This is a genomic window from Helicobacter sp. (genome assembly GCF_014799995.1).
Classification (GTDB): domain Bacteria; phylum Campylobacterota; class Campylobacteria; order Campylobacterales; family Helicobacteraceae; genus Helicobacter_D.
In genome coordinates this window covers 1-12,212 of sequence record NZ_JAAVGY010000006.1, presented here as the reverse complement: position 1 = coordinate 12,212, position 12,212 = coordinate 1, and the positions used below count along the sequence as shown (strand labels likewise).

Here is a 12,212-nt window from a genome sequence, read left to right as displayed (position 1 = left end):
GTTAATAAGGTAAAATTCCAAAAATTTTAAAATTAAGGTTAAACATGAAAAAGATTCTCATTAGTTCTATGGTTGCATTTGCATTGTTACAGAGTGCAAGTTTTGCGAAAGATTATGCAAAAGTCAATGGTAATGCTATTACAGAAAAAGATATTGCGCCTTTGATGCGTTCCTTGCCCGGCGTAGCGTTTGAACAATTACCAGAGGACGCAAAAGGGCAGATTATTCATCAAGCCATTGAGCGCAAGCTATTAATTGAGCAAGCCAAAAAAGATAAAATCCAAAGCTCTAAGGAGTTTAAAGAAGCACTCGCAAATATAGAAGAGGAATTGACGCTTGAAGTGTGGATGCGCAAACAAATGGAAAAAATCAAAGTAACAGACGCAGAGATTAGCCAGTTTTATAATCAAAACAAATCAAAATTTGTGCAACCCGAAATGGTAAAGGCAAGCCATATTTTGGTAGATAGTGAAAGTGATGCAAAAGCCATCATTGCAGACTTAAAAAAAGCGGGTAAAAATGCAGCTGCAAGATTCAATGAGATTATTCAAGAAAAAAAGCAAAATGGTTCTGCAAAAGATGGGGGTAATTTGGGATATTTTGCGAAAAATCAAATGGTCCCAGAGTTTTCTAATGCCGCCTTTAAGCTCAATAAAGGAACTTATACTGCAACACCAGTAAAAACACAATTTGGCTATCATGTGATTTTTGTTGAAGATAAAAAGGCATCAGGCACATTAGCTTTGAATGATATTAAAGGGCAGATTGAACAGAATCTGAAGATGAAAAAATTTCAAGATGAAATGAAAAAAGAGGGAGTGGAACTCCGCAAAAAAGCAAAAGTTGAGATTTTTAAATAAGGAATCTTTGATGTTGGTTTGTGGAAATGTGATTTTAGAAAAAGCAAATAAAGAAAATTACGGGGTCGGTGCTTTTAACTTTGTTAATTATGAAATGTTAAGCGCGATTTTTGAGGCAGCAAATCTTAAAAATTCTCCTATTATTGTGCAAGCAAGTGAGGGGGCAATTAAATATATGGGAATAGATATGGCAGTAGGAATGGTCAAGATTCTTTCTGCGCGTTATCCTCATATTCCTGTGGCATTGCATTTAGACCACGGGACAAGTTTTGAATCTTGTATAAAAGCAATCAGAGCAGGATTTACTTCTGTGATGATTGACGCGAGTCATCATTGTTTTGAAGAGAATTTAAAAGAAACTAAGAGAGTAGTAGAAGTCGCGCATATTGCGGGTGTGAGTGTAGAAGCAGAGCTTGGACGCTTAATGGGGATTGAGGATAACATTTCAGTAGATGAAAAAGACGCGTGTTTAGTCAATCCTAGCGAAGCAGAAGAGTTTGTTAAAGAATCTCAAGTAGATTTTCTAGCTCCTGCGATTGGCACAAGCCACGGTGCGTTTAAATTCAAAGGCGAACCCAAGCTAGATTTTAATCGCTTGATTGAAGTCAAAAAACGAACCAAGATTCCATTAGTATTGCACGGCGCAAGTGCGATTCCACAGAATGTGAGTGAAGCATTTTTGGCGAGTGGAGGAGATTTAAAAGGAAGCAAAGGTGTGCCTTTTGCGTTCTTGCAAGAAGCAGTCAAAGGCGGGATTAACAAAATCAACACAGATACAGATTTAAGAATCGCATTTATGTCAGAAGTAAGACGCATAGCCAACGAGGATAAGGCGCAATTTGATTTAAGAAAGTTTTTTTCCCCTGCAAAAGAATTTATGGTCAAAGTGATTGCAGAACGTATGGACATCTTAGGAAGTTCTAATAAAATTTAGATAAAGGAATGAAATGGCTTATTCAATGGGTGATTTGAAAAAAGGTTTAAAGGTTGAATTGGAGGGAATCCCTTATAGAATTACAGAATATCAACACGTTAAGCCGGGTAAGGGTGCGGCGTTTGTGCGTGTAAAGATGAAATCTTTTTTAGATGGTAGGGTATTAGAAAAGACATTCCACGCGGGGGATAAGTGCGAAGAGCCAAACTTGCAAGAACGTTCTATGCAGTTTTTATATCACGATGGCGATTATTTTCAATTTATGGATAACGAAAACTATGAGCAAATCGGTTTGAATGCAGAGCAAGTAGGAGAAGTTGCGAAATGGATGATTGATGGAATGGCAGTGAGTATTTTGTTTCATAATGGCAAAGCAATCACCGTGAATGTGCCACAGACTGTGGAATTAAAAATTACAGAAACTCCTCCAAATTTCAAAGGTGATACAACAAGTGCAGGCAAAAAACCCGCGACACTAGAAACAGGTGCGGTTGTGCAAGTGCCCTATCACGTGTTAGAGGGCGATGTGATTCGTGTCAATACAGAAACAGGTGAGTATTTGGATAAAGTAAAATAAGGAGGAAAAATGGGTGTAAGGGTTTTAATACCTCTTGGAAAGGGTTTTGAGGAAATTGAAGCAATTTCTGTGATTGATGTGTTAAGACGTGTAGGTTGTGAGGCAATCCTCGCAGCAGTAGATGCGCAATCGCAAAAGACATTGGTAGTGGAATCCCAAAGTGGATTAAAAGTCAGCGCGAATGTGAAAATAACAGAAGTTTTGGCAAGCAGCATTGATAGTATTGTGCTTCCCGGTGGTTGGGAGGGGACACAAAATCTTATCGCATCTAAAGAAGTGGGTGCGCTTTTGACAAACTTGAATCAAAGAAATAGGGTGATAGGGGCGATTTGTGCCGCGCCTTTAGCCTTGTTTAAGCATAAGATTCTAACGAATCAAAACTTCACCTGCTATCCCGGCATAGAGGAAAATATCGCAAATAAAAATTATATTTCTCATCAAGCAGTCGTGGAAGATAAGAATCTCATCACTTCAAGAGGTCCTGCGACTGCGCTTTGCTTTGGATTTGCTTTGGCAAAAGCATTAGTAGGAGAGTCAAAGGCAAACGAAGTGCAAAGAGGAATGTTAGCTTTAGAAAGAGATGAAAAATAAATGAAAATAAAAACATACATTTATGCAATTTCTGCTGTATGTTCTACATTGTTTCTTGGCGGTTGTATAGCAAATTACTCTAACGTTATTGAAAACCCCAAGAGTATAAGTCAAATCTTTTCTAAAGAGGGGCTCAAGCAACAGGTAATAGATTATGTAGCGCACCCGGAACAATTGATAGCGGATATTCAAAACTTCAAAGCCAATTTTGACAAAGTTGTTTCGTTTTTGAATCTCAATGCGAGTAAGGAATGGGGACAAAAAAATACGCAACTTCCTTCACAAGAAGTTTATGTCAAATATACGGATTCTTATCTCTCACGTGCGCGAGTGGATTTTAATAAGGGTTTGATTTCTGTGGAGACACTAGATACAGAGAATCCCAAAGAATCACTCAAAAAAGCAATTGTTACAACATTGCTAACACCAGAGGATCCAGAGAAAGTGGATTTATTCACAGACAAAGAAGTGAAGCTAAAAGGAGAGCCTTATTTGCAGGATTTGGTAAAAGACAATGAGGGCAAAGTGATTAAAAATGCCACTCAAGCGAATCGTTTTGCGGAATATCTTATTGCAAACAAATTACAAATAACTGAAATCAAAGAAAAGAATATCAAGAAGCAAATGCATTATGTGGAAGTTCCAATGAGTGCGAATCATCAAGCAAAAAGTCAGAATAAATATGGTGGATTTGTCAGTTTTTATTCCAAAGCTTACAAATTAGAAGAAGCATTGATTTTTGCAATCATCAAGACAGAATCGGCGTTTAATCCCTATGCGGTGAGTTATGTTCCAGCCTATGGGCTAATGCAAATCGTGCCTACAAGTGCGGGGAGAGATGTCTATAAGGCTTTGAACAATCAAGACGGAATCCCAACCAAAGAAATGCTGTTTGTGCCTAAAACAAACATTCAATATGGCTCTACCTATCTTAATATTCTCTTTACACGCTATATCAAAGGAGTGAATAATTCTTTATCGCACGAATATTGTGTGATTGCTGCTTATAATACAGGAAGCGGTAATGTGCTCAATGTGTTTGATAAAGACCGCACAAAAGCCGTGCAAGTGATTAACTCTATGACTTCTGCTGAAGTGTATCGTAAGCTTCGCACTTCTTTAAAATACGAGGAAGCACGCAATTATTTGCATAAAGTAACCAATGCAAAAAAAGAATTTCAGACACAAAGTAAAGCCCAAGCAGAATCCCAAATCAATTCCAATGCTCATTTAAGTCTCAAATAACCAATGGAAGTTTATGAATTAGTGCAAGCCCCTAGAGCTTGTAGTTATTTGCCTGATTTTCAAGCGTCTTTTCGTTATTTTTATATCAAAGATTGCACTACTTATCTTTATTGTGCTTTATTAGAACGTGGTTGGAGACGTTTTGGAAATTATTTTTTTGTGCCAACTTGTCAAGATTGTGATGCTTGTATTTCTATGCGTCAAGATTGTGCAAATTTTGTGTTTTCTAAATCCCATAAGCGCACCCTAAAGTCCCCGCTCTCTTTGCAAGTTACGCGCCCAAGAGTGAGTGAAGAGCATTTGAATCTTTATGATAAATATCATCGGAAAATGCAAGAAAAGAAAGGCTGGGAATATCAAGGAATCACCCTAGATATTTATTATGATACCTTTGTACAGGGGTTTTTAGAGTTTGGTTATGAATTTGATTATTATCTAGGGAATCAGTTGGTTGGTGTTGCGTATGTGGATATTTTGCCTGTTGCGATTTCGGCAGTGTATTGCTATTATGACCACGATTATCAGCATTTTTCTATTGGCACTTATTCCATTCTTAAACAGATAGAAGTTGCAAAAAGGTATAATATCAAATATCTTTATCCGGGTTATTGGATACAAAATCATATTTCAATGGGTTATAAGGAACGTTTCAAGCCCTTTGAGATTCTTTGTAATCGCCCAGACTTGAACGAAAAACCTTTGTGGGTTAAGGAGTGATTGTGCATTATACTAATAGACTTTCTTTGTGTTTTGAAAAGTTTGCTCATTATAGATTTCCCTCAAAAATTCAGCAGTGGATTAATGGAATGTATGTAAGAATCTTTGATGTGAAATTAGAAGAATTTGATACTTTGGCGAGTTATCCCACCTTAAATGCACTCTTTACAAGGTCTCTTGTCAAGATGCGCAAATTTGATAAAACCGCCTTTCATTTGATTGCTCCTTGCGATTCTGTTGTGATGGAGCTTGGTCGGTGTCAAGAGGATTATGCAATGCAAATCAAGGGCAAAAGTTATCGTGTGAGTGATTTTATCAAGACAAAATTAACAGAAGATTATTTTTTTGTTAATTTTTACCTCTCTCCAAGTGATTATCATAGATTCCATTCCCCCTTGAATCTCAAAGTCAAGCATTTAGAATTTATCGACGGGAGATTACATAGCGTGTGTGAAAAAGCACTTTTAAAGCACAATGATGTCTTTATTCAAAATAAACGCGTGGTTTTGGAGTGTGAAGATGAGTTTGGGGAGGCTTTTTACCTCGTTGCCATTGGTGCATTCAATGTGGGTAGGATTCAAATTAATTTTGCCCCAGAAGTCGCTGATTTTAAAACTTCTCAAGGCATAGATTTTGAACCACCTGTACCGCTTAAAAAAGGCGATGAAATAGGAAGTTTTTTAATGGGTTCTACAATTGTACTTTTTAGCAAATATTGGCAATACGACTTAAAAGAAAAAGAAAGAGTGTATTTTGGGCAATGTATTGCGGCACATAGCACAAAATCCCAAGCAAAAGAACAAAAGGAAGCAAATGAGACAACGTATTAAAAATTTATTAGAGGAGTTGGACGCTCTTTTGGTGGCGCATTTTTATCAATGTGATGAAGTCGTAGAAATAGCGGATTTGACAGGAGATAGCTTAGAATTAGCGCGCAAAGCAAGTGCGAGTGAGAAGTCCAAAATTATTTTTTGTGGTGTGGGATTTATGGGGCAGAGCGTCAAGATTCTAGCTCCCTCTAAACGCGTGTTTATGCCCAAGCTTGCGTGTTGCTCTATGGCAAGAATGATTGATAGTAGTTATTTTGATAAGTCTATCGCACTTCTAAAGAGTTATGGAATCACAGAGATTTTTCCTATTACTTATATCAATTCTAATGCTGAAGTAAAAGCCAAAGTCGCAGAGTTAGAGGGTGTGGTTTGCACAAGTTCTAATGCGGCAAAGATTTTGGACTTTGCCTTGAGGCAGCACAAAAAAATATTCTTTTTGCCTGATAAGTGTTTGGGGCAGAATCTCGCAATCCAAAATGGATTAAAAAGTGCGGTTTTGGGCGTGGATTCTGTCGCAGAGATTCAAGAAGCAGAGGTGATTTGTTATGACGGATTTTGTTCTGTGCATCAGCTTTTTACTCCGCAAGATATTGAGTTTTTTAGGGCAAAGTTTCCAAATATTTTGATTGCTGTGCATCCTGAATGTCAGCCTGATGTCGTTGCTATGGCAGACTTTGTTGGTTCTACAAGTCAGATTATCCAATATGTACAAAGTTTGGACGAATCCCAAAAAGTTGCGGTAGGGACAGAGTTTAATCTCGTCAATCGCCTAAGAAAGCCAAAGGGAGAACAAAATACATTTGTCCTAAGCTCTACCAAGCCAGAATGCCCCACAATGAATGAAACAACCTTGCAAGATGTCTTGCAATGCTTGGAGGCTGTGAAAAATGGCGAATCTTATAATGAGATTCTGTTAGAACCAAAGATTGCAAATTGTGCGAAAAAAGCATTGGATAAAATGCTACAATTATCTTAAAAAAGGAGCAAAAATGCAAAAATTATTGTTAGATGATTTTTTAAAAGAAGTCTTAAGAGAAGACATTGGACACGGCGATTTATATACGCGAATGCAAAACAATACAAAAATTGAAGCCTATGTGTTGGCAAGAGAAGAGGGCGTGTTGTCAGGACGAATCTATATTGAGAGACTTTGTGAATTGTTAAAGATAAAATGCGATTTCATCTTTGAAGATGGTATGTTGTTTAGAGCTGGAGAAAGGATTGTTTCTTTTGAGGGCGATATGGGCAATCTATTAAGCGCAGAGCGCACAATCTTGAATCTATTAGAGCATTCTAGCGGAATCGCAACCTTGACACATAAATATGTCCAAAAGCTAGAGGGTACAAATTGTGTCTTGCTAGATACTAGAAAAACGCGTCCCTTGCTTAGAGATTTTGAAAAGTATTCTACCCGTAATGGAGGCGCAGTCAATCACCGCTTAGGCTTAGATGATTGCTTAATGCTTAAAGATACCCATTTAGCAAGAATCCTATCTTTGAAAAAGTTTATTGAGGATATACGCAATACAATACCTATTACCTCAAAGATTGAGGTAGAGTGCGAGAATGTCCTACAAGTCAAAGAAGCCTTAGAAGCACGAGTAGATATTGTAATGTGTGATAATATGGATATTGAAATGGTTCAAGAAGTCGTAAAAATGCGAAACGAAATCGCACCCAATATCTTGCTTGAAGCCAGTGGTAATATTAATTTAAACAATATTGTAAAATATGCTCAAAGTGGCGTAGATGCGGTATCTGTGGGCGCAATTACACACCAAGCAGTTTGGGTGGATTTGAGTATGAAAATAGATTAAAGAATGCGCGATAGAGAAAAGGCTTTTATTAGTGCGTTAAAGCAGAGTGGCGCGACTTTTGGAATCGGAGACGATGGCGTCCCAATAGGCACATATATCATCGCCAATGACGCGTTTTTTGAGGATATTCATTTCAAGATTGCTTGGGCAGATTTAGAATCTTTGGTTGAAAAGTGTTTCTTGGTGAATCTATCAGACATTTATGCGATGAATGCGATTCCTCGTTTTTTGCTCTTAAGCCTTTGTATTCCCTCCCATTTTAAAGAAGTTTCTAAATTGGCTGCAATCATAGGGGCGAATGCAAAAAGGCACAATCTAAAAATTATCGGCGGCGATACGCTTGTGGGGGAAAAATTGCATTTTTCTTTGACGATTCTAGGCGAAAGAGGGCGCAAAACTCTCTTTAGAAGTGGAATCAAAAAAGGAGATGTGCTAGGCTATATTACAACCAAAGGCGTTTTGAATCATTCCAAAATGCAGAGCTTTGGACAAAATTTGAAACATTTAAGAAATTATTTACGATTCTATTCTGACAAAAAAATTCCTAAATATTCTCGCTTTGCTAAACCGCTTCTCTATCCTCAAATGCTTTTTGCATTAAACAAGATTGCAAGGGCGGGTATGGATATTTCTGATGGAATCTCTATGGAGTTATCGCGTTTAAGCGCAATCAATCGGCTAGACTTCAAGCTTTTTAAGCGTTCGGGTGCTTGGTTCTATTCTCCAGAAGAATACCAAATGCTCTATGCCGTAGAGAGGAGGAATCTCAAGAAAATGCAAAATATGGCATTAAGGTTTCGTCATCAATTCGTGCCTTTTGCCCTTGCGATTCGTGGTCAATACCGCGCCAAAACAAAAAATTGGCATCATTAAGGTTAGAATCTTAGCTTGCGTCATTGCAAGAAAATTTAAAAATTTTTGTGGCAATTCATAACTCTGCATACATTGATTCCATCGTAAGAGTTTCTGTATTTTAGATTATAGATTGCCACGCAAGTTAAAAACTTGCTCGCAATGACAAAATGGAATATCCCATTGATACAAAATTATAGATTGCCACAACCTTTTTGCAAAGGCTTCGCAATGACGCAAACCAAAATTCTCGATGATGCAATAGTAAAATGCTCGCAATGAGATAATGAGAGTTCTCGCAAAAGATTTGCGAGAAATGAAGTTTCTAAAATTTAGCCTAAGAGAGAATCCCTAGCACAAGGCTAGAGATTTGTAAGTAGATTTGGTTTTAGTAGCGGTTAGAATTTATACCTTAACCCAAGATTTCCACTCAAATAAGTTTCATTCTTGCTATCTACTTTGTTTGCAAGGATTTGTTTTGCTCCAAGTCCTAATTCAATATTCAAGCTATCTGTTACTCCGAAGCTTCCACCTACGACAAGTTGTCCATAAGTTTTGAGATTATCGCTTGCGCTTACAGAGAAGCTTACAGGAGAGCCTGCGAATCTAGCACCATAATCGTCTCCGTCATTTAGCAAGTATTGCTCAATCTTTGGAGTAGCAAAGACATAGGAAGTTTCGTTGAAGTATTTTCTAAGCTCTAAGCCTAAGTCTGCGCTAATAGTGTTGTTTTGTGTTTTATCCACATTTTGGATATAGTTTCCACCTTTTTCTGTATAGCCGGGATTGTTTGAATAGTAGTAATTCAATCCTAAGAATGGTTTGAGGTATAGGCTATTTTCAAAATCAATGATTTTGCCCACACTTCCACTCAAGCCAAAGAATTTTTTGTCAAAATCACTTGTGTATCCTTGACCAAGCACAGAAGTATATTGGTCAGTTTTTGAAAGTTGTCCAAATCCGTGAAGATTCAATTCCCAGCTTGGAGCGATTTGGATATTAGAATAAATCCCTAGTCTGAAGTTATCGGATTCTTGTTTTGCACTCTTGTCTTTCAAGTCTGCGTCTGCATAAGTGAAATAGATACCAAGAAGTGCAGAATCTGTGATTTGTTTATCCACACCAAGAGAGATTCCATACACGCCGCCACTTTCGCCATCTACGATATTTGCTCCGCCAAAGGCATTGACCCAAACGCTTCCATTGGTATTACGATAGAAATCGTGATACGCATCACTTCCAACCGCTGCAAGTTTCTCGCCATAAGGATTGTGTGCTCTTGCGATTCTATCACCTAAGGCTAAATCATTAGAAACATTAATCGCAGTGCTTACAGAGTTTGTGAAGTTGGTTACAGAACGTGCATTATCGTGAATGTCGTTTGTCATCGCTTGCCATTGTCTTCCGTTGCTTAATCCGTCTAGTTGAATGTTAAAGATTGCTAATTCATTCAATCCAGATTCTTGGAGAGAATCAAAGATACCTACTGCTAAATCTCTGTGAGAATTTACGCCCGCGTTGTCTGCGATTGCGTTAATCCCTGTAGTATTTAGCTTGCCTGTGCTAGCTTTCCCTGTAACTGCTCCACTTTGAATCACATTGTATGTCTTGAAGTATCTGAAATCTCCATTGCCATTGGTGTCAGTGGTTAATCTATCATAAACTGCAAGCTTATCTGCGGCAGCATTGTATAAATCTCTTGCTTCTTGGATTAATGCAACATATTTGTCAAATTTTTCCAAATCGTTTTGTGCTGCTGCTTTGGCTGCTCCTGTTAGAGTTTTTATGTGATTTTCCAAAGCCAATCTATCTGCTGCATTTCTTTCTTGGTCGCTATCAGCAGTAGAAGCTATCAGACTTAGATCTGTGAGGATAGCATCTCTTTTAGTGTAAAGTTCGCCCAATCTAGTTGTTACAGCTGTTACAATAGTAGTTTTTGCAGCGTTTGTATCCAATAAGTGTCCATTAGCACCTGTTATACCTGCTCCTGTGGCAAGATCACCTTGGAAAGCTGTAAGAGGAGCTTGATTTGCTGCAATTAAGTGATTCATATTATTGATATTTGCTACCCATTTGCCATCAACTAAGCTTCGGACTAGATAGCTTCCAAGTTTCACTTGATTGCCTTGCACATAAAGACCATTATTGACGATGAGTGCATCTGCACCTGTTGTATATCTGTCTTGCCACTTGATGATGTCATTACCCTCAAAGCCATATTTCACTTCATTCGCGCTTCCATAGTCAAAGAACCCACTAGCCATCCAAGTGTTATTTACGATTTTTCCTTGAGCATCTTTGTATGCAATGCTTGTTACATTTCTCTTGTTGGCTTCTGTAGTATTGTTTTTAATGGCGGTATTTCCACCTAGAGTAGTCAAATCATCATTCCCTGTTACATCAATACCATACTCATCATCTAATCCTTTAGAAATGCTTCTGTTGAGTAGCTGACTCGCAGTTTTTACTAACTCTACACCATTTGCTTGCAATGTTAAACCTGTTGCGGCTACAGCTCTGTTGTTTGTTGTTTGCCATTTGCCATCTACTTTGTTAAGAGTAGCTCCTGCAAGTGTAGCGGTTGTAGCATTTCCTTGTGGATTTAAGGTGATGAGTGTTTTTGCCCCACCATTTGCTGAATCAAGTCTTAGTTGCTTGATGTCCGTAGAGCCTAAGCTTAACTTTGTGCCTGTAAATGCAGCAGAATTACCATTAATCGTGATTGCTTTGGAGCTTCTTGGGTTTTCAATATCAATTGTGCCAGCTCCCATTGTGAAGCCGTTTGCAGTGATTTCCACAGAGGCGTTTTTGCCAATGGCTAGATTGCTAGCATTTAAAGCGACATCTCCTAGAGTTTTGGCTGTGTCGGCTTTTTGTGCTGTGATGCTAGAGACACCATTGTTTGCTTCAAGATTGATTGCAGTAGTTTCACCGATAGCAACATTATCTGCGTCTAATGTGAAGTTATAAAGAGTTTGTTGATTTGCTGTCGAGCCTTTAATAGCAAGGTCGCCTTTTGTGCCAGTAGCATCTGCTTCTAGTTTGATTTCTGCTTTGCTGTTGGGATTATCCACAACTGAACCAACATTTCCATTAGCCCAAGCAGCGAAAGTTGTGCCACTCTCCATACCGATACCGCTACCTTTGAAGTATCTTTCCTCTTCTCTTTGCCCATTGAAAGAAATGTTTGTGCCACTACCCTCAACGACATTGCCACCTAAATCTACATTAGGATTACGACCGGTTGTAGTAGAGTTTGTTACACCTGTTGTGTTATTTTTATCTGGTGTATCAAGTGTTAAATCTACATTTGTGCCTGCTGCAATGTCTGTGCCTGCTTGGTCTTTTTTGGTATAAACACCATCTTTAAACGAAGGGTTTGCTGCTGTCGTGCTACCATTTTGGTTTGCGCTATTATCAATACCAGCTGCCAAAATACCAGTGCTAGTCAGAGCTACCACACCGAAACCTACAAGTGTTCTACTTGCTGCCAATGAAAGTTTTGTCATTTTGACTCCTTAAATTTTAAAATAAATTTAAGCCGAAATAATACCCCCCCCCCCCCCCCTTAAAAGTCAATTAATTAGCCCTAAAAAGTTGAAAAATTTTTAAATTTTTAAATTTGTGGAGTTTTTGGATTGGTGGTGTCTTTATGGGATTCTATTACTGTGTCATTGCGAGGAAATTTAAACTTTGGTTTGTCGTCATTGCGAGCATTATTTATAATGCGTGGCAATCTATAATACTGCACTTCAATAAATCAAACAATGGAATCTTAATTAAAATAGA

General features: G+C 38.1%; 11 protein-coding genes. 10 read left to right on the top strand and 1 reads right to left on the bottom strand.

Annotated features, from left to right (window positions below):
* Window positions 1-44 precede the first annotated feature (44 nt).
* Genes HDT10_RS01310 through HDT10_RS01265 form a run of 10 tightly spaced genes read left to right on the top strand, consistent with a single transcriptional unit; the run spans window position 45 to window position 8,444 of the window.
* Entirely contained in the window at window positions 45-860 is an 816-nt protein-coding gene (locus HDT10_RS01310; protein ID WP_290879162.1) for a peptidyl-prolyl cis-trans isomerase, read from the top strand.
* A gap of 10 nt (window positions 861-870) precedes the next feature.
* Entirely contained in the window at window positions 871-1,794 is a 924-nt protein-coding gene (locus HDT10_RS01305; protein ID WP_290879161.1) for a class II fructose-bisphosphate aldolase, read from the top strand.
* Between the two features lie 13 nt (window positions 1,795-1,807).
* On the top strand, window positions 1,808-2,371 hold the full coding sequence (efp, locus tag HDT10_RS01300) for an elongation factor P (RefSeq protein ID WP_290879160.1): 564 nt from the start codon (window positions 1,808-1,810) through the stop codon (window positions 2,369-2,371).
* A 9-nt stretch (window positions 2,372-2,380) separates the two neighbouring features.
* Complete coding sequence (locus tag HDT10_RS01295) at window positions 2,381-2,962, top strand: DJ-1 family glyoxalase III (protein WP_290879158.1); 582 nt, start codon at window positions 2,381-2,383, stop codon at window positions 2,960-2,962.
* Window positions 2,963-4,207, top strand: a complete 1,245-nt coding sequence (locus tag HDT10_RS01290) for a murein transglycosylase domain-containing protein (protein WP_290879157.1) — start codon at window positions 2,963-2,965, stop codon at window positions 4,205-4,207.
* Between the two features lie 3 nt (window positions 4,208-4,210).
* Complete coding sequence (locus tag HDT10_RS01285) at window positions 4,211-4,924, top strand: arginyltransferase (protein WP_290879154.1); 714 nt, start codon at window positions 4,211-4,213, stop codon at window positions 4,922-4,924.
* Window positions 4,925-4,926: 2 nt separating this feature from the next.
* A complete protein-coding gene (locus HDT10_RS01280) occupies window positions 4,927-5,754 on the top strand; it encodes a phosphatidylserine decarboxylase (RefSeq protein WP_290879152.1) in 828 nt (275 codons plus the stop codon).
* Window positions 5,738-6,730 carry a quinolinate synthase NadA gene (gene nadA, locus HDT10_RS01275; RefSeq protein WP_290879151.1) on the top strand — a complete coding sequence of 331 codons (993 nt, stop codon included), beginning with the start codon at window positions 5,738-5,740 and terminating at the stop codon, window positions 6,728-6,730. Before HDT10_RS01280 ends, nadA begins: the two co-directional genes overlap by 17 nt.
* A 13-nt stretch (window positions 6,731-6,743) precedes the next feature.
* Window positions 6,744-7,571: a carboxylating nicotinate-nucleotide diphosphorylase gene (gene nadC, locus HDT10_RS01270; RefSeq protein WP_290879148.1), complete on the top strand. Its 828-nt coding sequence runs from the start codon at window positions 6,744-6,746 to the stop codon at window positions 7,569-7,571.
* Window positions 7,572-7,574: 3 nt separating this feature from the next.
* Window positions 7,575-8,444, top strand: coding sequence for a thiamine-phosphate kinase (locus HDT10_RS01265; RefSeq protein ID WP_290879147.1), 870 nt, complete (start codon window positions 7,575-7,577; stop codon window positions 8,442-8,444).
* 377 nt (window positions 8,445-8,821) lie between these two features.
* On the opposite strand, the gene HDT10_RS01260 is transcribed toward HDT10_RS01265, so the two are convergent.
* Window positions 8,822-11,932, bottom strand: coding sequence for an autotransporter outer membrane beta-barrel domain-containing protein (locus HDT10_RS01260; RefSeq protein ID WP_290879146.1), 3,111 nt, complete (start codon window positions 11,930-11,932; stop codon window positions 8,822-8,824).
* Between the last annotated feature and the right edge of the window lie 280 nt (window positions 11,933-12,212).

Coding starts and splice junctions, on each gene's coding strand:
- HDT10_RS01260 (WP_290879146.1), bottom strand. CDS start 11,932: ATGACAAAACTTTCATTGGCAGCAAGTAGAACACTTGTAGGTTTCGGT.
- nadA (WP_290879151.1), top strand. CDS start 5,738: ATGAGACAACGTATTAAAAATTTATTAGAGGAGTTGGACGCTCTTTTG.
- HDT10_RS01295 (WP_290879158.1), top strand. CDS start 2,381: ATGGGTGTAAGGGTTTTAATACCTCTTGGAAAGGGTTTTGAGGAAATT.
- efp (WP_290879160.1), top strand. CDS start 1,808: ATGGCTTATTCAATGGGTGATTTGAAAAAAGGTTTAAAGGTTGAATTG.
- HDT10_RS01305 (WP_290879161.1), top strand. CDS start 871: ATGTTGGTTTGTGGAAATGTGATTTTAGAAAAAGCAAATAAAGAAAAT.
- HDT10_RS01285 (WP_290879154.1), top strand. CDS start 4,211: ATGGAAGTTTATGAATTAGTGCAAGCCCCTAGAGCTTGTAGTTATTTG.
- HDT10_RS01310 (WP_290879162.1), top strand. CDS start 45: ATGAAAAAGATTCTCATTAGTTCTATGGTTGCATTTGCATTGTTACAG.
- HDT10_RS01265 (WP_290879147.1), top strand. CDS start 7,575: ATGCGCGATAGAGAAAAGGCTTTTATTAGTGCGTTAAAGCAGAGTGGC.
- nadC (WP_290879148.1), top strand. CDS start 6,744: ATGCAAAAATTATTGTTAGATGATTTTTTAAAAGAAGTCTTAAGAGAA.
- HDT10_RS01290 (WP_290879157.1), top strand. CDS start 2,963: ATGAAAATAAAAACATACATTTATGCAATTTCTGCTGTATGTTCTACA.